Source organism: Streptomyces sp. NPDC037421 (genome assembly GCF_055602105.1).
Genome location: NZ_JBVJWV010000037.1, coordinates 49,487 through 74,667, shown reverse-complemented (window position 1 = coordinate 74,667; position 25,181 = coordinate 49,487). Strand labels below are relative to the sequence as shown.

Annotated in this window: 22 protein-coding genes and 2 pseudogenes; 8 read left to right on the top strand and 16 right to left on the bottom strand. The window is 71.7% G+C overall.

Annotated elements, in window-relative coordinates; genetic code table 11:
• Window positions 1–102: pseudogene (locus ACZ7IF_RS33825) on the top strand (ATP-binding protein); the annotation flags it as partial.
• Between the two features lie 143 nt (window positions 103–245).
• On the opposite strand, the gene ACZ7IF_RS33820 reads toward ACZ7IF_RS33825, so the two are convergent.
• Both ACZ7IF_RS33820 and ACZ7IF_RS33815 read right to left on the bottom strand, forming a co-directional pair.
• On the bottom strand, window positions 246–446 hold the full coding sequence (locus ACZ7IF_RS33820) for an acyl-CoA carboxylase subunit epsilon (RefSeq protein WP_405978434.1): 201 nt from the start codon (window positions 444–446) through the stop codon (window positions 246–248).
• Between the two features lie 23 nt (window positions 447–469).
• On the bottom strand, window positions 470–2,053 hold the full coding sequence (locus ACZ7IF_RS33815) for an acyl-CoA carboxylase subunit beta (RefSeq protein WP_007266768.1): 1,584 nt from the start codon (window positions 2,051–2,053) through the stop codon (window positions 470–472).
• A 252-nt stretch (window positions 2,054–2,305) separates the two neighbouring features.
• On the opposite strand from ACZ7IF_RS33815, the gene ACZ7IF_RS33810 reads away from it, so the two are divergent.
• Window positions 2,306–2,929, top strand: coding sequence for a YceI family protein (locus ACZ7IF_RS33810; RefSeq protein WP_470979559.1), 624 nt, complete (start codon window positions 2,306–2,308; stop codon window positions 2,927–2,929).
• Between the two features lie 29 nt (window positions 2,930–2,958).
• Here ACZ7IF_RS33810 and ACZ7IF_RS33805 read toward each other — a convergent pair whose 3' ends face one another.
• The 6 genes from ACZ7IF_RS33805 to ureA all read right to left on the bottom strand — a co-directional run bounded on the left by ACZ7IF_RS33805 (window position 2,959) and on the right by ureA (window position 10,537).
• A complete protein-coding gene (locus ACZ7IF_RS33805) occupies window positions 2,959–4,311 on the bottom strand; it encodes a hypothetical protein (RefSeq protein ID WP_470979557.1) in 1,353 nt (450 codons plus the stop codon).
• A gap of 87 nt (window positions 4,312–4,398) precedes the next feature.
• Window positions 4,399–6,021, bottom strand: a complete 1,623-nt coding sequence (gene cimA / locus ACZ7IF_RS33800) for a citramalate synthase (protein WP_470979554.1) — start codon at window positions 6,019–6,021, stop codon at window positions 4,399–4,401.
• A 331-nt stretch (window positions 6,022–6,352) separates the two neighbouring features.
• Window positions 6,353–6,967, bottom strand: a complete 615-nt coding sequence (locus ACZ7IF_RS33795) for a TetR/AcrR family transcriptional regulator (protein WP_470979562.1) — start codon at window positions 6,965–6,967, stop codon at window positions 6,353–6,355.
• A 30-nt stretch (window positions 6,968–6,997) separates the two neighbouring features.
• Window positions 6,998–8,044: an agmatine deiminase family protein gene (locus ACZ7IF_RS33790; protein ID WP_470979550.1), complete on the bottom strand. Its 1,047-nt coding sequence runs from the start codon at window positions 8,042–8,044 to the stop codon at window positions 6,998–7,000.
• Window positions 8,045–8,078: 34 nt separating this feature from the next.
• Window positions 8,079–9,821, bottom strand: a complete 1,743-nt coding sequence (locus ACZ7IF_RS33785; RefSeq protein ID WP_470979547.1) for an urease subunit alpha — start codon at window positions 9,819–9,821, stop codon at window positions 8,079–8,081.
• Entirely contained in the window at window positions 9,818–10,537 is a 720-nt protein-coding gene (ureA, locus tag ACZ7IF_RS33780; RefSeq protein WP_470979544.1) for an urease subunit gamma, read from the bottom strand. The genes ACZ7IF_RS33785 and ureA overlap by 4 nt, the downstream gene beginning before the upstream one ends.
• A 157-nt stretch (window positions 10,538–10,694) precedes the next feature.
• On the opposite strand from ureA, the gene ACZ7IF_RS33775 reads away from it, so the two are divergent.
• Window positions 10,695–12,125, top strand: coding sequence for a cytosine permease (locus tag ACZ7IF_RS33775; RefSeq protein WP_470979542.1), 1,431 nt, complete (start codon window positions 10,695–10,697; stop codon window positions 12,123–12,125).
• A gap of 35 nt (window positions 12,126–12,160) precedes the next feature.
• The gene (locus tag ACZ7IF_RS33770) at window positions 12,161–12,313 is read left to right on the top strand and encodes a hypothetical protein (RefSeq protein WP_470979539.1); all 153 of its coding nucleotides are present in this window, start codon (window positions 12,161–12,163) and stop codon (window positions 12,311–12,313) included.
• Window positions 12,314–12,400: 87 nt separating this feature from the next.
• Here the strand turns inward: ACZ7IF_RS33770 and ACZ7IF_RS33765 are convergent, their stop codons facing one another.
• From ACZ7IF_RS33765 to ACZ7IF_RS33750, 4 genes are all read right to left on the bottom strand, one after another.
• Entirely contained in the window at window positions 12,401–13,486 is a 1,086-nt protein-coding gene (locus tag ACZ7IF_RS33765) for a branched-chain amino acid aminotransferase (RefSeq protein WP_470979536.1), read from the bottom strand.
• 225 nt (window positions 13,487–13,711) lie between these two features.
• On the bottom strand, window positions 13,712–14,752 hold the full coding sequence (locus ACZ7IF_RS33760; RefSeq protein WP_007266755.1) for a 3-isopropylmalate dehydrogenase: 1,041 nt from the start codon (window positions 14,750–14,752) through the stop codon (window positions 13,712–13,714).
• Window positions 14,753–14,869: 117 nt separating this feature from the next.
• Window positions 14,870–15,001, bottom strand: a complete 132-nt coding sequence (locus ACZ7IF_RS33755; protein ID WP_281206921.1) for a hypothetical protein — start codon at window positions 14,999–15,001, stop codon at window positions 14,870–14,872.
• 264 nt (window positions 15,002–15,265) lie between these two features.
• Entirely contained in the window at window positions 15,266–16,150 is an 885-nt protein-coding gene (locus ACZ7IF_RS33750) for a LysR family transcriptional regulator (RefSeq protein ID WP_470979532.1), read from the bottom strand.
• A gap of 99 nt (window positions 16,151–16,249) precedes the next feature.
• On the opposite strand from ACZ7IF_RS33750, the gene ACZ7IF_RS33745 reads away from it, so the two are divergent.
• On the top strand, window positions 16,250–17,263 hold the full coding sequence (locus ACZ7IF_RS33745) for an NADP-dependent oxidoreductase (RefSeq protein ID WP_470979529.1): 1,014 nt from the start codon (window positions 16,250–16,252) through the stop codon (window positions 17,261–17,263).
• A gap of 119 nt (window positions 17,264–17,382) precedes the next feature.
• A complete protein-coding gene (locus ACZ7IF_RS33740; protein ID WP_470979527.1) occupies window positions 17,383–19,413 on the top strand; it encodes a phosphocholine-specific phospholipase C in 2,031 nt (676 codons plus the stop codon).
• Here ACZ7IF_RS33740 and ACZ7IF_RS33735 read toward each other — a convergent pair whose 3' ends face one another.
• Both ACZ7IF_RS33735 and ACZ7IF_RS33730 read right to left on the bottom strand, forming a co-directional pair.
• On the bottom strand, window positions 19,414–19,962 hold the full coding sequence (locus ACZ7IF_RS33735; RefSeq protein WP_470979525.1) for a GNAT family N-acetyltransferase: 549 nt from the start codon (window positions 19,960–19,962) through the stop codon (window positions 19,414–19,416).
• Complete coding sequence (locus ACZ7IF_RS33730) at window positions 19,959–20,672, bottom strand: tyrosine-protein phosphatase (protein ID WP_470979522.1); 714 nt, start codon at window positions 20,670–20,672, stop codon at window positions 19,959–19,961. Before ACZ7IF_RS33730 ends, ACZ7IF_RS33735 begins: the two co-directional genes overlap by 4 nt.
• An 81-nt stretch (window positions 20,673–20,753) precedes the next feature.
• On the opposite strand from ACZ7IF_RS33730, the gene ACZ7IF_RS33725 reads away from it, so the two are divergent.
• Window positions 20,754–21,455 carry a nitroreductase family protein gene (locus ACZ7IF_RS33725; RefSeq protein WP_470979519.1) on the top strand — a complete coding sequence of 234 codons (702 nt, stop codon included), beginning with the start codon at window positions 20,754–20,756 and terminating at the stop codon, window positions 21,453–21,455.
• A gap of 85 nt (window positions 21,456–21,540) precedes the next feature.
• Here ACZ7IF_RS33725 and pruA read toward each other — a convergent pair whose 3' ends face one another.
• Both pruA and ACZ7IF_RS33715 read right to left on the bottom strand, forming a co-directional pair.
• Window positions 21,541–23,172, bottom strand: a complete 1,632-nt coding sequence (pruA, locus tag ACZ7IF_RS33720) for an L-glutamate gamma-semialdehyde dehydrogenase (protein ID WP_401246621.1) — start codon at window positions 23,170–23,172, stop codon at window positions 21,541–21,543.
• Between the two features lie 30 nt (window positions 23,173–23,202).
• On the bottom strand, window positions 23,203–24,129 hold the full coding sequence (locus tag ACZ7IF_RS33715; protein ID WP_125596708.1) for a proline dehydrogenase family protein: 927 nt from the start codon (window positions 24,127–24,129) through the stop codon (window positions 23,203–23,205).
• Between the two features lie 199 nt (window positions 24,130–24,328).
• Between ACZ7IF_RS33715 and ACZ7IF_RS33710 the strand changes: the two are divergent.
• A pseudogene (locus tag ACZ7IF_RS33710) lies at window positions 24,329–25,141 on the top strand (PucR family transcriptional regulator); the annotation flags it as partial.
• Between the last annotated feature and the right edge of the window lie 40 nt (window positions 25,142–25,181).

Sequence of the window (25,181 nt, the reverse complement as noted above, 5' to 3'; positions counted from 1 at the left end):
CCCGACGCCCCCATCATCACCACCGACGCCCGCCACCGCGCGGACGCCAAGAGCGCACTCATCACGCTCGTCGAGCACGCCCTCATGGCCCGGCTTCGGTAAGCAGCGCGGAACGACGCAGAAGGCCCCCGTGTCCCGGACACGGGGGCCTTCGCCGTACCCGGGACGTGCCGTCCCGGGGCGGGCACGCGGAAGGCCCCGCACCCTCGGGGTGCGGGGCCTTCCGGCGTTCGTGCGTGCGCTGCTCAGCCGCGCCAGCTGTGGGGGGCCTGGAAGCCCCGGCTGCGCTCCAGGCGGCGCCAGCCGGCCGTGGAACGGCTGGTGGCGGCGGCCTCCTCCGGGGTGGCGGCGGCGCGGGCCAGGAGGATCGCGGTGATCGCGGCCAGCTCCTCGGGCTCGGCGTTGCCCTTCTCGACCTTCAGCAGGGTGTCGGTGGCGGTGCTCATCGTCGGCAGGTCTCCTTCGCTCGTTACTGCGGCGGGTTGCCGTGCTTGCGAGACGGCAGATCGGCGTGCTTGGTGCGGAGCATCGCGAGGGCGCTGACGAGCACCCCGCGGGTCTCGGCGGGGTCGATGACGTCGTCCACGAGGCCGCGCTCGGCCGCGTAGTACGGGTGCATCAGCTCGGCCTTGTATTCCTTGACCATCCGGGCCCGCATCGCCTCGGGGTCCTCGGCGTCGGCGATCTGCTTGCGGAAGATCACGTTGGCGGCGCCCTCGGCGCCCATGACGGCGATCTCGTTGGTGGGCCAGGCGTAGGTGAGGTCGGCGCCGATGGACTGGGAGTCCATGACGATGTACGCGCCGCCGTAGGCCTTGCGCAGGATCAGCGAGATCCGCGGCACCGTGGCGTTGCAGTACGCGTAGAGCAGCTTGGCGCCGTGGCGGATGATGCCGCCGTGCTCCTGGTCGACGCCGGGCAGGAAGCCCGGGACGTCCAGCAGGGTGACGATCGGGATGTTGAACGCGTCGCACATCTGGACGAAGCGCGCGGCCTTCTCGGACGCGTGGATGTCCAGGACGCCGGCGAGGTGGCCGGGCTGGTTGGCGACGATGCCGACGACCTGGCCGTCCAGGCGGGCCAGGGCGCAGATGATGTTGCGCGCCCAGCGCTCGTGGATCTCCAGGACGTCCCCGTCGTCGACGAGCTCCTCGATGACCTTGAGCATGTCGTACGGGCGGTTGCCGTCGGCGGGGACCAGGTCCAGGAGGACGTCCGAGCGCCGGTCGGCGGGGTCGGTGTTCTCGTGGACCGGGGGGTTCTCGCGGTTGTTCGAGGGGAGCATCGTGATGAGGTACCGGACCTCGGCGATGCAGGTCTCCTCGTCGTCGTACGCGAAGTGCGCGACGCCGGAGGTCTCGGCGTGCACGTCCGCGCCGCCGAGGCCGTTCTGCGTGATCTCCTCGCCGGTCACCGCGCGGACGACGTCCGGGCCGGTGATGAACATCTGCGAGGTGTCCCGGACCATGAACACGAAGTCCGTCAGGGCCGGGGAGTACGCGGCGCCGCCGGCGCACGGGCCGAGCATCACCGAGATCTGCGGGATGACACCCGAGGCCTTGGTGTTGCGCTGGAAGATGCCGCCGTAGCCGGCGAGGGCGGAGACGCCCTCCTGGATACGGGCGCCCGCGCCGTCGTTGAGGGAGACCAGCGGGGCACCGGCCGCGATGGCCATGTCCATGATCTTGTGGATCTTCGTGGCGTGGGCCTCGCCCAGCGCGCCGCCGAAGATGCGGAAGTCGTGCGCGTAGACGAAGACCGTGCGGCCCTCGACCGTGCCCCAGCCGGTGATGACACCGTCGGTGTAGGGCTTCTTCGCCTCCAGGCCGAAGCCGGTCGCCCGGTGCCGGCGGAGCTGCTCGACCTCCCTGAAGGAACCTTCGTCGAGCAGGAGCGCGATGCGCTCGCGCGCGGTCAGCTTGCCCTTGGCGTGCTGCGCCTCGGTCGCGCGGTCACTGGGGCCGCGCCGGGCCTCCTCGCGGAGGGAGTGCAGCTCGGCCACGCGCCCGCGGGCGTCCGTCGGCTCGCTCGGAGTCTGGTCCACAACGGTCATGTACCGACCTTACGAAGCGTGGCCATCAAAACCCTCCGTTGGTTCTACACAGTCTCGGACCCCGTCCGCTGTCCGGCCCGGACAGAACCTCCGAAGGATGCATGGACTCCCCCAGCAGGGACCTTCGCCCTTTGTGGAGGTCCCACAAAACAGCGACTCCCCCCTCCAAGAAGTTGAAATTTGAACGGAATGGGTCTAGCGTCCTTCTTGTTGAAAGTTGAACCAAACCGCAGGACTCCCCAGGAGGAAGTCATGGCCCTCTTCTCCCGCCGCAGCAGCCAGAGCGCCGCCCCCGCCCGACAGGGCACGGTCGCCACGCTCCCCGTCGACCCGGCGCTCGCCGCCCTCACCGGCGAGTACGCCATCGACCCCGCGCACAGCAGCATCGGCTTCACCGTCCGCCACGCCATGGTGACCAACGTCCGCGGCAGCTTCGCCCGGCACGAGGGCACCCTCCACCTGGACGGCAGCGACCCGTCGCGCTCCACCGCCTCCATCGACGTACAGATCGCCTCGGTCAGCACCGGCATCGCCGACCGCGACGCCCACCTGCTGGGCAGCGACTTCTTCGACGCCGAGCTCTTCCCGCTGATGACCTTCCGGTCCACCTCGGCGGCACAGCTGGGCGGCGACAAGTACCGCATCACCGGTGAGCTGACGATCAAGGACGTGACGCGTCCCCTCTCCATCGACCTGGAGTTCGCCGGTTCCGCCACGGACGTCTACGGCAGCGAGCGCGTGGGCTTCGAGGGCTCCGCCGAGATCCTGCGCTCCGACTGGGGCCTGACCTGGAACGCGGCCCTGGAGGCGGGCGGCGTGATGGTCAGCGACAAGGTGAAGCTGACCTTCGACATCTCGGCGGTCAAGCAGGCCTGATCCCGGCCCGCGCGGCACCCCGGGGGCGGCTACCAGCCGCCCCCGCCGTCGAATCCGCCGCCGCCCCCGTCGAATCCGCCACCGCCGCCGAAGTCCCCGCCACCGAAGTCGGACGGGTTGAAGTCGGCGCCCGAGACGTCCCCGCCCTCGAACCCGCCGCCGAAGTCCGAGGCGTACGCGGGGGTGGACATCATCGAACCGAGCATCGTGCCCACCAGCAGGCCGGGCAGCATCCCGCCGCCGAAGTACCCGCCGGCCCAGGGGCCGTACGCCGGACCCGCGTCGTAGTACGGGCGCGGACCGTGCTCCGTGTCCACGGTGCGCACCGCCGGGTCCAGCCCGTCGCGCAGCCGTACGGCGTCCGCCGCGCAGACCGGTACGGTACGGGCCGCCCCGCCCGCCGGGGCCCAGGCGGCGTCCTCGGTGCTCGGCCCGTGCCGGGGGTCGAAGAAGCAGGGTGCGCGGCGCTCGGGCAGCGGCCTGCCCTGGCGGCGGGCGTCGAGGCTGGCCAGCGCGAACCGGCCGTCCTCCAGCGCCTGGGTCACCCCCTGCACCTCGTGGGGTTCCCGCACCGAGGCCATGATCCGCTTGGCCTTCTCGTAGGAGTCCAGCCCCTTCTCGTAGTCCGCGCGCATGGCGTCGTCGGCGCCGGGCTCGCCGGGGTGGAAGTCGAGGCGTTCGAGTTCCTGGCCGAAGGCGGTGATGTCCTCGTCCACGACCACGCTCAGCCGGGCGATCGCCTCCCGCCGGACCTCTTCCTTCTTCTTGCGGTTCCGCTTGACCAGCAGGTACGCGCCACCGCCGCCGGCCAGGGCCACCGCGCCGAGGGCGATCACCGCTCCGGCCGAGGAGCCGCCGCCGTCGGAGGCCCCGCTCCAGGAGGCCGGGGCCTTGCCCTTGACCTGGGTCAGGGCCTGGTCGACGAAGTCGTTCAGCTGGGCCGTGGCGTCCACCGGACCGCCGGTCTTCACGGCGTCGGTGAGGTTGCGTACGGCGTTCTGCGGCATGACGGCCGGGTCGGCGCCCGCCTTGAACCCGTCGCCGAGCCTGATCGCGTACAGCCCGGTGATCCCGGTCTCGGCACGCACGGCACCGAGCACCCTGTCCTGCGGGAACTCGGCGGTGGCCGGCAGCACGGCGACGAACACCGGCTTCCCGGCGTCCTTGATCTTCCTCGCCAGCGCATCGGCGTCCGCCCTGGGCAGCTGCGCCTCGGCCCTCGGGTCGACGTAGACCGGCCCCTGCTTCAGCGCCTGCCCGACCGCGGCGACGCCGTCGGCCGCCACCGCCTGCGGCGCGACCGCGGCGGCCCCCGCGGTCAGGGCCAGCAGCAGCCCGGACAGCATCGCTCCGAAGCGTGCGGATACAACCCTGGTCCTCATGCTCCCGACGCTACCCGAACCAGCCGTTTCCTGTGTGAGCCGGACATAAGCCCATTCCGGCCCCCGCCCGCCGGACCGCCGGCGGAGCTACTCGGCCGGCTCCACGCCCGCGTGGAGGAGGCCGAAGGTGTAGGCGTCCTCCAGGGCCTGCCAGGAGGCCGCGATGACATTGGGGGCGACGCCCACCGTGTTCCACTCGCGGGTGCCGTCCGTCGTGGAGATCAGGACGCGGGTCGTGGACTCCGTGCCGTGCTTGCCCTCCAGGATGCGGACCTTGTAGTCCACGAGCTCGAACTTGGCCAGCTGGGGGTAGAAGCGCTCCAGCGCGACCCGCAGCGACCGGTCGAGGGCGTTGACCGGGCCGTTGCCCTCCGCCGTGGCGACGATCCGCTCGCCCTTGGCCCACAGCTTGACCGTGGCCTCGTTGGCGTGGGTGCCGTCGGGGCGGTCCTCGACGATGGCCCGCCAGGACTCCACGCGGAAGTACCTGCGCGCCCGGCCCTCGACCTCGGCGCGCAGCAGCAGCTCGAAGGAGGCGTCGGCGGCCTCGTACGTGTAGCCCGCCAGCTCGCGCTCCTTGACCCGCTCGACCACGCGGGCGATCAGCGCGCGGTCCCCGCCGAGGTCGACGCCGAGCTCCTTGCCCTTGAGCTCGATGGAGGCGCGGCCGGCCATGTCGGAGACCAGCATGCGCATGGTGTTGCCGACGCGCTCGGGGTCGATGTGCTGGTACAGGTCCGGGTCGACCTTGATCGCCGAGGCGTGCAGGCCCGCCTTGTGCGCGAAGGCGGAGACGCCGACGTAGGGCTGGTGCGTGGAGGGGGTGAGGTTGACGACCTCGGCGATGGCGTGGGAGATGCGGGTCATCTCGGCGAGCGCGCCCTCGGGGAGGACCTTGCGGCCGTACTTGATCTCCAGCGCGGCGACGACGGGGAAGAGGTTGGCGTTGCCGACGCGCTCGCCGTAGCCGTTCGCGGTGCACTGGACGTGCGTGGCGCCCGCGTCGACGGCGGCCAGGGTGTTGGCGACGGCGCAGCCGGTGTCGTCCTGGGCGTGGATGCCGAGGCGGGCCCCGGTGTCGGCCAGCACGGTCGAGACGACGGCGGTGATCTGGGCGGGGAGCATGCCGCCGTTGGTGTCGCAGAGGATGACGACGTCGGCGCCGGCCTCGTGGGCGGTGCGCACGACGGACTTGGCGTACTCGGCGTTGGCGCGGTAGCCGTCGAAGAAGTGCTCGCAGTCGACGAAGACCCGGCGGCCCTGGGCGACGAGGTGGGAGACGGTGTCGCGGACCATCTCCAGGTTTTCCTCCAGGGTGGTGCGGAGCGCGAGTTCGACGTGCCGGTCGTGGGACTTGGCGACGAGGGTGATGACCGGCGCGCCGGACTCCAGGAGGGCGCGCACCTGCGGGTCCGAGGCGGCGGCGCCGCCGGCCCGGCGGGTGGCGCCGAAGGCGACGAGCTTGGCGTTCTTGAAGTCGATCTCGGCCCGGGCGCGGGCGAAGAACTCGGTGTCGCGGGGGTTGGCGCCGGGCCAGCCGCCCTCGATGAAACCGACTCCGAACTCGTCCAGGTGCCGCGCGATGGTCAGCTTGTCCGCGACCGTGAGGTTGATGCCCTCACGCTGGGCTCCGTCGCGCAGGGTGGTGTCGAAGACGTGGAAGGCGTCGTCGAGGGCCTCTGTCGGCTGGGTCGCCTCTGTCGTCGTCATGCTGATCTGACTCCTGTCGGATGAGTGGTTCCGGAGACCGGGGATCCACTGCCCCCATCATCGCGCGCTGCCCGGTTCCGGCATGTTTCTGCCCTGGAAACGAAAAAACCCCTCGCGGGTGCGAGAGGTCTGCGCGCGGGTCTGAGGCACGGTGGCCGCTGCCGCGGAGGTCGTCCACGGTTTCAGCGGTCACAGAGGACCGGCGCGCTGCTGTCCATAATCATGAGCCGAGCAGACACGCTCGCAGTGTGTCACACGGGCCGTCGCCGGTGGACGCCGGTCTCAGCATGCGGGCACCTGCCGTCCGGCAGGCGGCCCGCGGCGCGACGTCCTAGCCGGCGAGGGTTTCGGCGAGGAACTCCGAGACGTGTTCCAGGATGTCCTCGCGCCCCATGCCGGGCAGGCCCACGGCGACCTGGATGCTGAAGCCGTCGAGCAGGGCCCGCAGCCTGGACGCGAAGCGGTCGGGGTCCACCGCGCGGAACTCGCCGCGCGAGATGCCCTCGGCGAGCAGGGCGACCAGGTCGCGGTGCCAGGCGCCCTCGATGGCGGCCTGCCGTTCGCGCTCCTGGGGGCCGGCGTTCTGGGACCGGTTCCAGACCTCCAGCCACAGGGTCCAGTGCGGGTCCCGGGCACCGTCGGGCACGTACAGGTCCACGTAAGCCCGTACCCGGTCGTGCGCCGGGCCGCGGCGGGCCAGCAAGGCCCGCCGCTCGGTGCCGAGGGCCGCCTCGCTCCACTCCAGGGTCTGCAGCAGGAGCTCGTCCTTGCTGCCGAAGTAGTAGAGGAGGTGGCCGCTGCTCATGCCGACCTGGCGGCCCAGGCCGGCCATGGTCAGGCCCTCCAGTCCGCGCTCGGCGATCGTGGCCATGGCGGCGACGAGTACGTCCTCGCGCGGGGGAGCGTTCTTGCGCGCCGCCCGTACCGGTACTCCGCCCGCCACCATGGGTCGCTCCTTCACGAGGTCCGCCTCGGGTCAGACCTTCGGCTGCTGCTGGGTGATGCAGTGGATACCGCCACCCCCGGCGAAAATCGTACGTGCGTCAACGAGCGTCACGGTCCGCTCGGGGAACAGTCCGCGGAAGATCTCGGCGGCCTCCTCGTCGCGCGGGTCGTCGAAGGCGCACAGCACCACGCCCCCGTTGCAGAGGTAGTGGTTGATGTACGAGTAGTCCACCCACTCGCCGTCCTCCTCCAGCACGGTCGGCGCGGGGATCTCCACGACCTCCAGCAGCCGGCCCCGCGCGTCGGTGGAGGCGCGCAGGATGGCGGCGATGGTCTTGCAGCGCTCGTGGTCCGGGTGGGCCGGGTCGGGCTGGGTGTGGACCATGACCACGCCGGGCCGGGCGAAGGCGGCGACGATGTCCACGTGGCCCTGGGTGCCGTAGGTGCCGTAGTCGCCGGCCAGGCCGTACGGCAGCCAGATGGCCTTGGTGGTGCCGAGGTGGGCGTGGATCTCCTCCTCGACCTGCCGGCGGGTCCAGCCGGGGTTGCGGCCCTCGCCGAGCTGCACGGTGTCGGTGAGGAGCACGGTGCCCTCGCCGTCGACGTGGATGGCGCCGCCCTCGTTCACCAGGCGGGTGCTGTAGGTGCGGGTGCCGACCACGTCGGAGACGTGCCGGGCGATCTTCGAATCGTGGTCCCAGCGGGCCCACTCCTGGGCGCCCCAGCCGTTGAAGGTCCAGTCGACGGCGGCCAGTTCGCCGGCGTCGTTGGTGACGAAGGTCGGGCCGATGTCGCGCATCCAGGCGTCGTCGAGCTCCTGCTCGACGAGCTGGACGTCGTCGCCGACGATCGCCCGGGCGCTCTCGGCGTCTCCGGGGGAGACGACGAGGGTCACCGGCTCGTAGGCGCGTACGGCGCGGGCGACGGCGCCCCAGGCCTGGCGGGCCTCGGCGAGCTCCTGCTCGTTGGTGAAGGTGGGGTTGGGGCTGGGCCAGGCCATCCAGGTGCGCTCGTGGGGGGTCCACTCGGCGGGCATCCGGAAGCCGTCGTTCACGGGCTTGGCGGGCTGTGCAGTCATGGCGGGGTCCTAACGGGCTTACGGGCTGTGCCGTTTACAAGAAGTAGAGGCGGTTGAGGGAGACCGAGTCGGCCGCTTCGGAGCGCAGCGGTTCCCCGTCGAGGGAGACGAGTCCGCTGCGCGCGTCCACATCGACCGCGCCCACCCGGGAGTTGAGGAGCATGTCCTTGGGGCCGATGCCGCGGGTGCCGCGTACGGCGACCCGGCGGCGGCGGGTCGGCATCTCGTCGCTGCCCAGCGCCGCCGCGGCGGCGGAGACGAAGGCGACGGAGATGTCGGCGGCGGTGGCGCCGTAGGAGCCGAACTGCGGTCCGAGGACGAGTGGTTCGCAGGTGTCGGTGGCGGCGTTGGGGTCGCCGGTGACTCCGTAGGCGGGGAAGCCGGACTTGAGGACCAGCTGCGGCTTGGCGCCGAAGAACTGGGGGCGCCAGAGCACGATGTCGGCGAGCTTGCCGGTCTCGATGGAGCCGATCTCGTGGGCCAGGCCGTGGGCGATGGCCGGGTTGATGGTCAGCTTGGCCATGTAGCGCAGGACCCGGGCGTTGTCGTCGCCCTCGCCGTCGCCGTCCAGGGGGCCGAGCTCGCCCTTCATCTTGGCGGCCATGGCGAAGGTGCGGCGGATGGTCTCGCCGGCCCGGCCCATGCCCTGGGCGTCGGAGGAGGTGATGCCGATGGCGCCCAGGTCGTGCAGGACGTCCTCGGCTCCCATCGTCCCGGCGCGGATCCGGTCGCGGGCCATGGCCGCGTCGCCCGGGAGGTCCGGCTTGAGGTCGTGGACGGAGACGATCATGCCGTAGTGCTCGGCGACCGCGTCCCGGCCGAAGGGCAGCGTCGGATTGGTGGAGGAGCCGATCACGTTCGGCACGCCCGCCATCTTCAGGACGTTGGGGACGTGCCCGCCGCCGCAGCCCTCGATGTGGAAGGCGTGGATCGTCCGGCCCTCCAGGACACGGAGGGTGTCCTCGACGGAGAGGCACTCGTTCAGGCCGTCGCTGTGCAGGGCGACCTGCACGTCGTGCTCCTCGGCCACCCGCAGCGCCGTGTCCAGGGCGCGCGTGTGCGCACCCATGTCCTCGTGCACCTTGAAGCCGCAGGCACCGCCCTCGGCCAGGGCCTCGACCAGGGGAGCGGCGTCCGAGGACGAGCCGCGGGCGAGGAAGCCGATGTTCACCGGCCAGGCGTCGAACGCGTTGAAGGCGTGCCGCAGCGCCCAGGGGGAGTTGACGCCCACGCCCCAGACGGGGCCGAACTCCTGGCCGATGACGGTGGTGACGCCGCTCGCGAGCGAGGCCTCCATGATGCGCGGGGAGAGCAGGTGGACGTGGGTGTCCACGGCGCCGGCCGTGGCGATCAGGCCCTCGCCGGAGACGATGCTCGTGCCGGTGCCGACGACCACGTCGACCCCGTCGAGGGTGTCCGGGTTGCCCGCGCGGCCGATCGCGTGGATGCGGCCCTCGCGGATGCCGACGGACACCTTGCGGATGCCGAGGACGGCATCGATGACGAGGACGTTGCTGATCACGACGTCGCAGGTCTCGCGGACGGCGGCGCCCTTCAGGTGCAGGCCGTCGCGGGCGGTCTTGCCGAAGCCGGCCAGGAACTCGTCCCCCGGCTTCTGCGCGTCCGACTCCACCCGGACGGTCAGTCCCGAGTCGCCGAGCCGGACCCGGTCCCCGGCGCGGGGGCCGAAGACGGAGGCGTACTCGTGCGGGTCGATGTGGCGGCTGCCGGGGGCGCAGTGCGCACTGTGGTCGGTGTGGGGGGTCTGACGGCTCACGCCTGGTCTCCCTTCGGGTCGTCTTCGGTGGTCGCGGCGGCGCCGAGGTAGCCGCAGGCGGCGGCGCGGGCCAGGGCCTGCTCCTTGGCCCCGGGGGCGTCCAGCGGGCCGTCCACCAGGCCGGCGAAGCCGATGGCGATCCGCTCGCCGCCGATCGGGACCAGGCCCACCTCGCCCTCGCCGTGCGGGTCGAAGCGCACCGAGGAGCCGGCCGGTACGCACAGCCGCATGCCGTAGGCGGCGGCGCGGTCGAAGTCGAGCCGGGGGTTGGCCTCGAAGAAGTGGAAGTGGGAGGTGACGCTGACCGGCACCGGTGCGGTGTTGCGCACGCGCAGGTGCAGCTGCGGTTCGGGCTGCGGCGCGCCGGGGCCGGGGACGACCGCGCCCGGGGCGTCGTCGCCGAGGGAGACGGCGCCCCGGATGGGTGCGGAGACCACCGCGAGGCGGGATCCGTCGTCGAAGACGGCCTCCACGTGCACCTCGGTGACCACGTCGGCCACGCCGGGCAGCACGTCGTCGGGGCCCAGGACGCTCCGGGCCTCCTCGATGGCCTCGGCCAGCCGCTTGCCGTCGCGCGCGGCCTCGCAGACCGTGTCCGCGATCAGCGCGGTGGCCTCGGGGACGTTGAGCCTGAGGCCCCGGGCCCGACGGGCCCTGGCCAGTTCCGCGGCGCTGCGCAGCAGCAGCCGGTCGCGCTCCGTAGGGGTCAGCCGCACGCCGATCCACCACCTTTTGAGTCAATGGGTTAGAGCATCACTCTAACTCTTCATTTCCTCGCAATGAAGCATTGACCTGCGACCTGGGCCTAGGTCACATTGAATGACGCTCAAACGAATGCGCAACCACCCCCCGCCCTGCCAAGGGAGTCCCCCCATGCCCATCGAACAGCGCGGAGTCGACACCATTCCGGAGGAGGAGCGGACGAGCGGTCCCCGTGACCTGATCTCGATCCTCCTCGGCTCCAACCTCTGCCTCGGCGTGATCGTCTTCGGCTGGCTTCCCCCGTCCTTCGGACTCGGGCTGGTGCCCTCCGTCACCGCCATCGTGACCGGCACCCTGGTCGGCATCGCCTTCACCGCGCCGCTCGCCCTGGTGTCCCTGCGCACCGCGACCAACCTGTCCACCTCCAGCGGCGCCCAGTTCGGCGTACGGGGACGGCTGGTCGGGTCCGTGGTCGGGCTGCTGCTCTCCCTCGGCTACACCGCGCTCACCCTGTGGATCGGCGGCGACGTGATGGCCGGGACCCTGTCCCGGCTCACGGGGCTGCCGGACACCGGTCTCACCCGGGCCGTGATGTACGGCGTACTCGCCGCGTGTACCGTCGTCGGGGCCGTCTTCGGCTACCGGCTGCTGCTGCGCATGAGCAAGGTGCTGTCCATCGCCATGGTGGTCCTGCTGGCCGTCGGCGTCATCGCCTACGCCCCGGACTTCACCGCCGCCGCCCCGCCGGACACGGAGTACCTGCTCGGCTCCTTCTGGCCGACCTGGGTGCTGGCCGCCGTCGCCGCCGGCCTCAGCGGGCCCGTCGCCTTCATCACCCTGCTCGGCGACTACACCCGCTACGTCTCCCCCCGCCGCCACGGCTCCCGCAAGGTGTTCCGGGCCACCTGCATCGGGCTGCTGGTCGGCCTGCTGATACCGCAGCTGTTCGGCACGTACACCGCCCTCGCCGCCCGGGCCGGCGCCGACTACGCCGGGCCGCTCGTGGCGGCCGCGCCCTTCTGGTACCTCGTCCCGCTGCTGGTGGCCGCGGCGGCCGGCTCGGTGGGCAACGCCGGTCTGATGCTCTACTCCATGGGCCTGGACCTGGACGCCATCGTGCCGAGGGCCACCCGTACGACGGCCACCGTGATCGCGGCGGCAGTGGCCACCGCGTTCGTCTTCTTCGGCTCCTTCGAGTGGGACGTGCAGTCCGCGATGACCTCCTTCGTGCTGCTGCTCACCGCGATCGGCACCCCGTGGGCCGTGATCACCCTGATCGGCTACGTGCGCTGCCGCGGGGTCTACGACGCCGACGCCCTCCAGGTGTTCAACCGTCGGGCCCGCGGCGGCGTCTACTGGTACAGCGGCGGCTGGAACCTCCGCGCCACCGCCTCCTGGGCGGCCGGTGCGGCCGTGGGACTGGCGGCCGTGTCGACCCCGGTGTACGAGGGCCCTCTGCTGGCGCTCACCGGCGGGGTGGACTGTAGTTTCATCCTGTCGGGGCTGGTCGGCGGCGCGGTGTACACCGCGCTGGCCATCCGGCCGCAGGCGGCACCGGCCGCCGGCCCGACGGCGGAAGCAGTGATGGCGGCGGCCGACTAGGACAGGGGTCGCCGCGTACGACACGGGGAGGCGTCGTGGAAGAGCTCGCATACGTGGCGACGAAGATCGTCAAGGGGATGGCCGGCCTGGCCTACCTGATCGGCGACGGCCTGTCGGCCATGACCGGTACGGACGGCCCGGTCCAGAGCAGCAAGAAGAAGGACGGCGAGAAGGACGAGGAGCGCTGACCACGCTCCTCCCCCACCCCGCCCCGAGACGCCGAAGGCCCCCGCGCTGCTGCGCGGGGGCCTTCGGCGTCTCGGGGCGGGTACTCCCTAGCCGAGCGGGTGCATCCAGCCGTGGGTGTCGGCGGTGTGGCCGGTCTGGAGGTCCAGGAGCGCCTTGCGGAGCTTCATGGTGACCTCGCCGGGCTGCCCGTCGCCCTGGGTCCAGTTGGCGCGCTCGGACTTGACCGAGCCGACCGGGGTGATGACGGCGGCGGTGCCGCAGGCGAACACCTCGGTGAGGGTGCCGTTCTCGTTGTCGCGCTTCCAGTCCTCGGTGGTGATGCGGCCCTCCTCGGCGGTGTAGCCGAGGTCGCGGGCGATGGTGAGGAGGGAGTCGCGGGTGATGCCGGGGAGGAGCGAGCCGGTCAGCTCGGGGGTGACGATGCGGTCGCCGTACACGAAGTACAGGTTCATGCCGCCCATCTCCTCGATCCAGCGGTGCTCGACCGCGTCGAGCCAGACGACCTGGTCGCAGCCGTGCGAGGCGGCCTGGGCCTGGGCGACGAGGGAGGCCGCGTAGTTGCCGCCGGTCTTGGCGGCGCCGGTGCCGCCCTTGACGGCGCGGACGTACTCCTCGGAGAGCCAGACCGAGACGGGCTTGACGCCACCGGGGAAGTAGGCGCCGGCGGGCGAGGCGATGACCATGAAGAGGAACTCGTTGGCGGGGCGGACGCCCAGGCCGACCTCGGACGCGAACATGAACGGGCGCAGGTACAGGGAGGCCTCGCCGGAGTCCGGCACCCAGGCGCGGTCCTGCTTGATCAGGGCGTCGCAGGCCTCGATGAAGAGGTCGGCCGGCAGCTCCGGCATCGCCATGCGGCGGGCGGAGGCCTGGAAGCGCTCGGCGTTGGCGCGCGGGCGGAAGGTGGCGACGGTGCCGTCGGGCTGGCGGTAGGCCTTGAGGCCCTCGAAGATCGTCTGCGCGTAGTGCAGGGTCATGTTCGCGGGGTCGATCGCCAGCGGGGCGTACGGGACCAGCTCGGCGTCGTGCCAGCCGCGGCCTTCGGTCCACTTGATCGTCACCATGTGATCGGTGAAGTGGCGGCCGAAGCCGGGGTTGGCCAGGATCGCCTCGCGCTCCGCGTCGGACAGCGGGTTCGAGGAGGGCTTGAGCTCGATCGTGGGCGTCGTCATGAGTGCTTGTCCTTCACCGGTTGGGTATGGCGGACCGCGCTCATGCGTACTAGGACGTCCGAGCTTCCCCGTAATCCGCGGCCTCGCGTTCGATTATCGCGCGCGGGCAGGCTTCGGAGAAACGGGGCTTTAGCGGCCCAGGGGAGATGGTGGCACCCGGGGCCGCGCAGGAGAAGCCGCCAGGTCCCTTTGTGACCTGGCGGCTTCCTGGGTGGAACGGCCGGGTCAGCCGGCTACTCGCGCGGCGAGGGCGTCGCCGATCGCGTCGGTGGAGCGGAAGGTGCCGTCGCGCTCGGCCAGGTCGGCGGAGACGGCGTCCTCGATGCGGACGGCCTGGTCCTCGTAGCCGAGGTGGCGCAGCAGCAGGGCGACCGAGAGGATCGTCGCGGTCGGGTCGGCCTTGCCGGTGCCCGCGATGTCGGGCGCCGAGCCGTGGACGGGCTCGAACATGGACGGGAAGGCGCCGGTCGGGTTGATGTTCCCGGAGGCGGCCAGGCCGATGCCGCCGGTCACGGCCGCGGCCAGGTCGGTGAGGATGTCGCCGAACAGGTTGTCCGTGACGATGACGTCGAAGCGCTCGGGCTGGGTGACGAAGAAGATCGTCGCGGCGTCGACGTGCAGGTAGTCGGTGGTGACCTCGGGGTACTCCTGGCCGACCTTGTCGAAGATGTTCTTCCACATGTGGCCCGCGTACACGAGGACGTTGTTCTTGTGGACGAGCGTCAGCTTCTTGCGGGGGCGGGCGTTGGCCCGCTCGTACGCGTCGCGCACGACGCGCTCCACACCGTAGGCCGTGTTCACGCTGACCTCGGTGGCCACCTCGGCGGGGGTGCCGGTGCGCAGGCTGCCGCCGTTGCCGGTGTACGGGCCCTCGGTGCCCTCGCGGACCACGACGAAGTCGATCTCCGGACGGCCGGCGAGCGGGGTGGCCGTGTTCGGGAACAGCTTCGAGGGGCGCAGGTTGATGAAGTGGTCGAAGGCGAAGCGGAGCTTCAGCAGCAGGCCGCGCTCCAGGACGCCCGACGGGACCGACGGGTCGCCGATGGCGCCCAGCAGGATCGCGTCGTGGTGCTTGAGGGCCTCCAGCTCCGCGTCCGGGAGGGTCTCACCGGTGCGGTGCCAGCGCTGGGCGCCGAGGTCGTACTCCTTGGTCTCCAGCTTCACATCCTGGGGCAGGACCGCGGTAAGGACCTTGAGGCCCTGAGCCACGACTTCCTGGCCGATGCCATCACCGGGGATCACTGCGAGATTGATGCTGGTCGACATGTCGGAACCGTACTCCGTGTCCCAGCCCTCAGACATATCGCGTCCAGCATTCGGACCAATGGGGACGCGACATGTCCGGTGCCGGCGGGTCGGCGTGCGGGGCCGCCCGGAAGCCGGTCAGTGGCCGGTCGAGCCGCCGTTGTCGCGGCGGTCCAGGGCGCGCTGGAGGGCGGCGGCGGCGTTCTTGCGGTCGGCGTCGGCCGGGGAGGAGTGGCGGACGCGGCGGGCTGCGGCGGTGGTGGGGGTCATGGTGATCGACTCCTTGGGATCACGGCGTGGCGGGGCCACGGATGAGGGGTGTTCCTTCAAGGCGCCGGAAGAGGCGGGGGGCCGTGCGCCGCAGGGGTTGCCTGCCAGTGGGCGCGCGCCCTCGACCGCCATTCGCGGGATCAGCGAGACGTTCGGCTCCTACAAAGCTAGGGCAGGTCCGGCTGTATGTCTCCGCAATTACTCGGACTTCCTAGTATCTGAGACGGGAAACCCCCCGAAGGGAGCCTTCCGCGGGTTCCGTTTTCAGACCTTCTCGGCCCTGAGTTCCCTGATCAGAGCCCTGACAGCAAGGGTGGATGCCAATTCCGTTGTGGTGACGTATCCCACCTGCCTCACCGGCCTCCGGGGCCCCAGGGCGGTGATCTCGACGGTGTCGGGGGCCTCCCGCAGCGACAGCTCCGGCATGATCGCCATGCCCAGGCCCCGGCCGACCATGGTCAGCACCATGGCGTCGTCCTCCGCCTTCACGGTGGCCCGGGGGATCCAGTCCTGGGACCGCCACCACGCCCGGGTGTAGGAGCCGCAGTTCTCGTCCCAGTCCAGCAGGGGCAGCGCCTTGGGGTCCGGGTGCCCGGCGGGGTGCACCAGGGCGTACGCCTCCTCCGCCAGCAGCCCGGTCAGCAGCCCCGGCGGTACGTCCTCCCGCGCGCCCAGCGTCGCGATGCCCAGGTCCGCCCGGCCCGCGGCCACCTCCCCCGCCGTGCCGGCGCCGATCTCGCGCACCACCCTGACCTCGGGCCGGATGCCGGGGTGCAGCGCGGCGAGCCGCTCCAGCGCGGGCGGCAGCAGGTGCAGGGCCGCGCTGCGGAAGGCCGCGACGCGCAGCACCCCCTCCACCGCGTCCCGCCCGGCCGGGGCGCGGGCCGCGCCGCGCGCCTCCGCGCCCAGCACCTCGTACAGCCGCAGGATGCGCCGGCCCAGCGCGACGGCCCGCTCCCCCGCCGGGGTGGGCGAGGCCCCGGTGCGCCCGCGCTCGAAGAGCACCGCGCCGACCTTGCCCTCGCTGCCGCGCACCGAGTGCGAGACGGCCGACTGGCTGACCCCGAGCGCGGCGGCCGCGGCGGAGAAGCCGCCCGTGTCGGCGACGGCGACCAGGACGCGGAGTTCCTGCGGGGCGAGCTCGGTCACGGGTTCCCACCTCGGTGTATGAGCCGCGTTCATGGATGTGCGGCTTCCATGAGGGCAACCCCCTGCCCGGCCGCTGGATTCCTTCCTAGGTTCATGGCCATGAGCACCGACACCGCGTACGCCGTCCACCAGATCGCCCGCCCGACCGGCTTCCCGGCCGCCTCCGACTTCGCGTACGCCTCCTCCCCCGTCCCCGAACCCGCCCCCGGCACCGCCCTGGTGGAGAACCTGCTGCTGTCGGTGGATCCGTACCACCGCGGACTGATGGACGGCGGCGAGGACGGCTTCGAACTGAACACCCCGCTGGAGGGCCGCACCGTGGGCCGGGTGACCGCCTCCCGCGACCCGGGCCTGAAGGAGGGCGACCTCGTCTTCCACCGCGCGGGCTGGCGCACCCACGCCCTGGTCACCCTGGGCGTGGACGGCACCCGCAGACTGCGGGGCCACGAGGGCGTCCCGCTGGAGGCGTACCTGTCCATCCTGGGCGGCACCGGCCTGACCGCCTACGCCGCCCTCACCCGGACGGCGGCCCTGCGCGAGGGCGAGGACCTCTTCGTCTCCGCCGCCGCCGGCGGGGTCGGCACCGCCACCGGGCACATCGCCCGGCTGCTCGGCGCCCGCCGGATCATCGGCAGCGCCGGCTCGGCGGCGAAGGTCGCCCACCTCACCGGGGCCCTCGGCTTCGACGCCGCCTTCGACTACCACGACGGGCCGGTCGGGGAGCAGCTGGCGCAGGCCGCGCCGGACGGCATCGACGTGTACGTGGACAACGTGGGCGGGGACCACCTGGAGGGTGCGATCGACTCCCTGCGCGAGTACGGCCGGATCGCCTGGGTCGGCGCGATCTCGATGTACAACGCGGACCGCGCCCCGGCCGCCCCCCGCAACCTCTTCGAGGTGGTCCACAAGTCGCTGCGCCTGGAAGGCGTATTGGTTCGAAACCACACCAATCTCCAGGACGAGCTGGAGGATTTCCTCGTCCCTCACCTGCGCAGCGGCCGGATCGGCACCGACACCACCGTTGTCCAGGGGTTCGACCGCACCGTGGAGGCCTTCCTGGGCATGCTCCGCGGCGAGAACACGGGCAAGATGCTCGTCCGGATCGGGAGCTGATTCCGGCCATCCGGATGTTCACCGAGTTCTTACCGCACGGCTGTAGACCTTTGCGGCGGCTGCCGCCACCCTTGCCGTCAATGTGCCAGAGGGGCACTTGAGTTGGAGGCGAGCAGCCAGTGACACCCATCAGCCGCAGGGGTTTCGTGGGGATCGGCGCCGGGCTCGTGGCGGGGGCGGCCCTGCCCGCCGCCCTGCCGGCGACGGCGGCGGCCGCCGCCGCGACGGGCACGATCACCGATGTGAAGCACGTGGTGGTCCTGATGCAGGAGAACCGCAGCTTCGACCACTACTTCGGCAGGCTGAAGGGCGTACGCGGCTTCGGCGACCGCGCCGCCGGCAACATCCCCGGCGGCTGGGGCACCTTCAACCAGCCGAACTGGGGCGGCCGCCAGTACCCGTGGAGGCTGTCCGCAACCCCCTCGGCCGGCGGGGCCGACGGCGAGACCCTGGCCCAGTGCACCGGAGACCTCCCGCACAGCTGGACCTCGCAGCACGCGGCCTGGAACAACGGCCGGATGGACAACTGGGTCGCCGGTGTCGGCAAGACCCACACCCTCGGCTACCTGGAGCGGGGAGACATCCCCTTCCACTACGGCCTCGCCGACAACTACACCGTCTGCGACGCCTACTTCTGCTCCACCCTCAGCGCCACCGGCCCCAACCGCACCTTCCTGTGGAGCGGGAGGATCGACGCGGGCAGCAAGGACGGCGGCGAGGAGTCCGGGCTGACCTGGGAGTCGTACGCGGAGGCACTCCAGCGGACCGGGATGAGCTGGAAGGTCTACCAGAACGCCCAGGACAACTACGGGGACAACGGGCTGGCCTACTTCAAGAAGTTCACCGACGCGAGGCCCGGCGACCCGCTGTGGGACCGGGGCATGGCCTCGGTCCCCAGGGTCACCGGCTCCACCCCGGACGACATCGCCGCCGCGATCCGCGCGGACGTGGTCGCCGGGACCCTGCCCCAGGTGTCCTGGGTCGTGGCGAACGAGGCGTTCTCCGAGCACCCGTACGCCCCGCCCGGCGACGGCGCGCACTTCGTGGACCTGGTCTACCGCGCGCTCGCCGCGGACCCGGAGGTCTTCGACTCCACCGTCCTCTTCCTCAACTACGACGAGAACGACGGCTTCTTCGACCACGTCCCGCCGCCGGTCGCCCCGCCCGGCACCCCGGACGAGTACGTCGACGGCGTCCCGATCGGGCTCGGCTTCCGCGTCCCCATGCTGGTCATGTCCCCGTGGACGCGAGGCGGCTGGGTCAGCTCCGAGGTCTTCGACCACACCTCGGTGCTGCGCTTCATGGAGAAGTGGACGACGGCGATCGGCACGCCCGCCCTCTGCCCCAACATCAGCGCCTGGCGCCGCAAGGTGACCGGCGACCTGACGGGCGTCTTCGACTTCGCGCACCCGGTGTACGGGGTCCCGGCGGGCCTGCCGTCCACGGCGAAGGTCATCGGCCAGTCCACCTGCGGCCCGCTGCCCAACCCCGTCCCGCAGAACAACGCCCAGCCGGCGCAGGAGCCCGGCACACGGCCGGCGCGAGCCCTCCCCTACCAGGTGAACGGCAACCTGGACCGCTTCGAGTTCGGGCCGGCCGGCAAGATCCTCGCCTGGTTCTCGATGACCAACCAGGGTCCGCAGGCCAAGCAGGCGGCGCACTTCTCGATCCACCCGCACCAGCACCGGGACACGGCCGCCTGGCAGTACACGGTCGACCCGGGCGCCACCTCGACGGACTGGTTCTCCATCGGCCTGGGCGCCGGCTCCGGCAAGTACGACATCTCGATGTACGGCCCGAACCGCTTCCTGCGCCGCTTCATCGGCGACGCGGCCAAGCCGGGCAAGGACCTGGAGGTCGCCGCCCGCTACGCGGTGGAATCCGGCACCGGCAAGACGGCCGTCTGGTTCAAGATGACCAACGCCTCCGCCTCCCCGGTCACCTTCACCGTCCGCTCCAACGCCTACCGCACGGACGGCCCCTGGACCTACACCGTCCCGGCGAACTCCTCGCGCGAGGACTTCTTCAACGCGGTGGCGTACAGCAAGGGCTGGTACGACTTCACGATCCTGGCCGACGCCGACGGCACCTGGTCGCGCCGCTACACGGGCCACATCGAGACGGGCGCCCCCAGCGTCTCCGGCTCGTAGCTAGACCACGTCCCCGTCCCGCCAGTCGAAGTCGAGGCGCCCGGCGGAGTCCAGCGCGACCCCGCCGGGCGGCGCCCACACGTACGTCGAGCCCTCCTCCTCGGCCAGCCGCTCGGGGCCCGCCGGCCCCAGCACCCCGATCTGCCCCGGATACGGCTTCCACCCCCGGCTCTCGTACAGCGCCACGCCCTCCTCGGAGGCCGACAGGGCACCGAGTACGTAGGCCCGGGCGATCACGCGCTCCAGGGCGGCCATCACCGCCCCGCCGAGCCCGCGCCCGCGCCGGTCGGCGCGGACGGCGACGGCCTCGACGTACCCGGTCCGCAGGGCCCGCCCCTGGTACAGCACGCGCCGCTGGACGACGCTGCCGTGCGCGACGAGCGCGGTGCCCTCGTACACCAGGGCGTGCATCCCGCCCAGGGCGTGCTCGAAGTCCTCGTCGCCGAAGTCCCCGTCGAAGGCCCCGTCGAGCAGTTCCCGGACCGCGGCGAGGGTCTCCCGGCCGAGCTGCGAGGTGTGCGCGAGGCGGGTGTGCGTGTCGTCGCTCATGCCACCAGTCTGCCCCGGAGCCCCTCCAGCTCGGCCGCCGTCAGCCCGGCCCCGCGCAGGTAGGCGTCCGCATCCAGCCACCGCGCGGTGTCCCGGGCCAGGGCGTGGACGGTGGTGCCGAGAGCGGCGGTGTACTCCTCGATCTCGGCGTCGTCGTAGGACCGGCCCCGGGCGGCGTACCGGGCCCGGACCCGCGGCTCGCTCAGCGCGTGGTCGTCGGCGATCTCCTGCGGGCTCGCCCCGGCCAGCCGCAGCAGGACGAGCGCGATGATCCCCGTACGGTCGCGTCCCAGACCGCAGTGGAAGACGACCCCGCCCGGCGGGGCGGTGACGACGGCGCGGGCGACGGAGGCCACGCGGTCGGGGAAGCGTTCCAGGAAAGGCCGGAAATACGCGGGGGTGCCGAAGCCGGGAGTGCCCCACCACACGTCCCAGAAGTCCCGGTGCCCGATGCCGTCGAGCGGGATCCGCAGGGTGGTCAGCCCGGCCGGGCGCGGGGCGTGGTCCACCTCGGCCTCGCCGTCGTTGCGCAGGTCGATGACGGTCCGCACCCCGTGGCCGGACAGTGTGGTCCAGCCACGGGCGGTGAGCCCGTCGAGGCTGTCCGCCCGTATCAGCGCCCCGGGCCGCAGCGCTCCGAGACCGCCGAGGTCGCGGGCGTTGAAGCAGCCCTCCCAGTCCACGAATCGACCGACGTTCGACACGGTCATAGCCCCCCTGTCAGTACACAACGGACATTGGTTCATGACGCTCCCCTGGCCTCAGGAGTTCCATCGCTGGAAGATCTGCGCATGTCGCCTGAGACCCAGCAGTGGACCCCCACCCATGGCCAGCCCTACCGGCCCGTCGCCTACCGTCCCGCGCGCATGCCCGGCCCCGAATCCCTCGCGCGCGCGGCGGAGTTGCGGGCGCGGATGGACGAGCGGCGGACCGTGCGCCACTTCTCCCCCGATCCCGTCCCGGAGCAGGCCGTCCGGGACGCCATCGCCTGCGCGGCGACCGCCCCCTCCGGTGCGCACCAGCAGCCGTGGACCTTCGTCCTGGTCAAGGACCCGGCCATCCGGCAGCAGATCCGCGCCGCCGCCGAGCAGGAGGAGCAGATCTCCTACGACGGCCGCCTCGGCGACGAGTGGCTCGCCGCGCTGCGCCCCATCGGCACGGACGCCGTGAAGACCCACCTCACCGACGCGCCGGCGCTGATCGTGGTCTTCCAGCAGCGCTACTGGCTCGGCCCGAACGGCACGAAGCGCAAGCACTACTACGTCGACGAGTCGGTCGGCATCGCGGTCGGCATGCTGCTGTCGGCCCTGCACCTGTCCGGCCTGGCCGCGCTCATCCACACCCCGAGCCCGATGCGCTTCCTGGCGCACGTGCTGAACCGCCCGGAGAACGAGAAGGCCTTCGCGGTCATCCCGGTGGGCTACCCGGCCGACGACTGCGAGGTCCCGGACCTGGTCCGCAAGTCCCTGGACCAGGTCCTGGTCGAGGTCTGAAGCCCGCGAGCCCCCGCAAACTGGGACCGCCCCCGCTCCGGGCTTGGGGGTACCGGAGCGGGGGCGGGGTTCAGCCGTGGGCAGGTCAGCCCATGTGGGGGTAGCCGTACTCGGTCGGCGGGACCAGGGTCTCCTTGATGGAGCGGGTCGAGGTCCAGCGCAGCAGGTTGGACGCCGCGCCCGCCTTGTCGTTCGTGCCCGAGGCACGGCCGCCGCCGAAGGGCTGCTGGCCGACGACGGCGCCGGTCGACTTGTCGTTGATGTAGAAGTTGCCCGCCGCGAAGCGGAGCTTCTCCATCGTGTCGGCGGCCGCGTAGCGGTCCTGGGCGATGACGGCGCCGGTCAGGGCGTACGCCGAGACGTTCTCCATCTGCGCGAGCATCTCGTCGTACTTGTCGTCCTCGTACACGTGGATCGCGAGGATCGGGCCGAAGTACTCGGTCGTGAAGACCTCGTTCTCCGGGTCGGTGCACTCGATGACGGTCGGGCGGACGAAGTAGCCCTCCGAGTCGTCGTACGTGCCGCCGGCGACGATGGTGCAGGTCGGGTCGGCCTTCGCACGGTCGATCGCGGCCTTGTTCTTGGCGAAGGAGCGCTCGTCGATGACGGCGCCGATGAAGTTGCCCAGGTCGCGGACGTCACCCATGGTGATGCCGTCGACCTCGGCCGCGAACTGCTCCTTGAAGCCGTCGTTCCAGATGGAGGCCGGGACGTAGGCGCGGGAGGAGGCGGAGCACTTCTGGCCCTGGAACTCGAAGGAACCGCGGGTCAGGGCGGTCTTCAGGATCGCGCGGTCCGCGGACGGGTGCGCGACGACGAAGTCCTTGCCGCCGGTCTCGCCGACCAGGCGCGGGTAGGAGCGGTAGTTCTCGATGTTGTTGCCGACCGTCTTCCACAGGTACTGGAAGGTCTTGGTCGAGCCGGTGAAGTGGATGCCGGCCAGCTCGGGGTGGTTCAGGGCCACCTCGGAGACGGCGATGCCGTCGCCCGTCACCAGGTTGATGACGCCCTTGGGCAGGCCGGCCGCCTCCAGGAGCTCCATGAGGAGGACCGCGGAGTGGGTCTGCGTCGGGGACGGCTTCCACACGACCACGTTGCCCATCAGGGCGGGGGCGGTCGGCAGGTTGCCCGCGATGGCCGTGAAGTTGAACGGCGTGATCGCGTAGACGAAGCCCTCCAGCGGGCGGTGGTCGCTGCGGTTCCACACGCCGGCGCTGTTGGCGGCCGGCTGCTCGGCCAGGATCTGGCGGGCGAAGTGGACGTTGAAGCGCCAGAAGTCGACGAGCTCGCAGGGGGTGTCGATCTCGGCCTGCTGCGCGGTCTTGGACTGGCCCAGCATGGTGGAGGCGGCCAGCTTCTCGCGCCACGGGCCGGCCAGCAGCTCGGCGGCGCGCAGGATGATCGCGGCGCGGTCGTCGAAGGACATCGCGCGCCATGCCGGGGCGGCGGCCAGGGCGGCGTCCACGGCCTCCTGGGCGTCGGCCTGGGTGGCGTTGGCGTACGTGCCGATGACCGACTTGTGGTCGTGGGGCTGGACGACGTCGAAACGCTCGCCGCCGCCCATCCGCTTGACGCCGTTGATCGTCATCGGGAGGTCGATCGGGTTCTCGGACAGCTGCTTCAGCTGGATCTCGAGGCGTGCGCGCTCGGCGCTGCCGGGGGCGTACGAGTGGACCGGCTCGTTGACCGGCGCGGGGACCTGGGTCACAGCATCCATGGGGCGATAACTCCTTGACCTGGTTCTTGGCTAGTTCTTGGTGATCATCGAGCGGAGGAAGAAGAGCAGGTTGGCCGGCTTCTCCGCGAGACGGCGCATGAAGTAGCCGTACCAGTCGGTGCCATAGGCCGTGTAGACCCGCATTCGATGCCCCTCGGCGGCGAGCCGCAGGTGCTCCTCGCTGCGGATGCCGTAGAGCATCTGGAACTCGTACTCGTCCAGCTTGCGCCCGGCCTGGCGGCCGAGCTCCTGCGCGATGGCGATCAGGCGCGGGTCGTGGGACCCGATCATCGGGTAGCCCTCGCCCTCCATCAGGATCTTCATGATCCGGACGTACGCCTTGTCGATCTCCGCCTTGTCCTGGTAGGCGACCTCGGCGGGCTCCTTGTAGGCGCCCTTCACGATCCGGACGCGGCTGCCGGCGGCGGCCAGGCGGCGGGCGTCGGCCTCGGTGCGGAAGAGGTAGGCCTGGATCACGCAGCCGGTCTGCGGGAAGTCCCGGCGCAGCTCCTCGTGGATGGCGAACATCGAGTCGAGGGTGGTGTGGTCCTCGGCATCCAGGGTCACGGTGGTGCCGATGGCGGCGGCGGCCTCGACGACCGGGCGGACGTTGGCGAGGGCCAGCTCGTGGCCGCCCTCCAGGGCCTGGCCGAACATGGAGAGCTTGACCGACATCTCGACGGTCTCGCCCAGCTCCAGCTCCTTGAGGCGCTCGATGAGCTCCAGGTAGGCGTCCCGGGCCGCGTAGGACTGCTCCACGGCGGTGATGTCCTCGCCGACGACGTCGAGGGTGACCTCAAGGCCCTTGCGGGTGAGCTCCTCGACGATCGGGATGACCTGGCCGACCGTCTCGCCGGGGATGAACCGGTTGACCACCGGCTTGGTCACCGGAGCGGCAGAGACGATTCGGCGCATCTTGTCGCTGCGCGAAGCGGCGAGGATCGCGGGACCCAGCACGGGGCACCTCCAACGGGTGGCAGAAGCGGACGAACGGACGCCGCGGGGGTGGGCTGCGACCGTAAGGAAAACGCAAGTAAAACCACCGTGAAACCTAAGGATCTCCACGATCCTCTGCCATCGACAGCTGTCACGCATCCGTGGCCCGGATCTCATACATCTGTCTGAAGGGTCCGTCGCGGAGTGGGAGAATGTCCGCGTGAAGGGCGATTACCAGGACCTGGTGGACGAGATCTCGGCGCTGCTCGGCGCCCCGGCGACGCTGGAGAACCGGGACTTCCGCCTCATCGCCTTCGGTGCGCACGACAGCGAGGACGACCTCGTGATGGACCCGGTGCGCACCCGCTCGATCCTGACCCGGCAGTCGACGGCGGCCGTCCGGTCCTGGTTCGAGGGCTTCGGGATCGCCCGCGCCACCGGCCCGGTGCGGATCCCGGCGGCCCCGGACGCGGGGGTCTTCCGGGGGCGGATCTGCCTGCCGGTGCGGTACCGGGGCATCGTGCAGGGCTACGTGTGGCTCCTCGACCAGGACCCGGGCCCCGGGCCCGCCGCCCTGGACGCCGCCATGGAGGTGGCCCAGCGGATCGGGGTGCTGCTCGCCGAGGAGGCCAAGGCGGGCGCCGACCTCTCGCGGGAGTTCCTGGCGGTGCTCACCGCCGGCCGGGGCTGGCAGCAGGACATGGCGGCGGCCGCGCTGCGGGTGGCGCTGGGGCCGGGGGCCGAGGGGCCGCACGCCGCCGTGTGCGTGGCCCCGTGGTCCGGGGAGGCTCCGGGTTCGGTACCGGGGGCGGCGGCGGTGTGCGTGGTCCCGGCGGGCCCGGAGGACCGGGACGGGCCGGGCAGGGGGACGGGGGTGCTGGCGGTGCTGGTGCGGCTGCGGTCGGGGGACGCGCTGGCTCCGGCCCTGGCGGCGGTCGGGCGGCTGCTGCCCCGGGGGGGGGGGGGGGGGGTTCCCCCCGACCGATGTGAGGCCCGAAGCGGGGGGGGGGGCCCCCCCACCAAGGGGTCCGCCACTAGCCCGGGGGGTCGGTAGGCCGTCCTGGGGCGGGGAG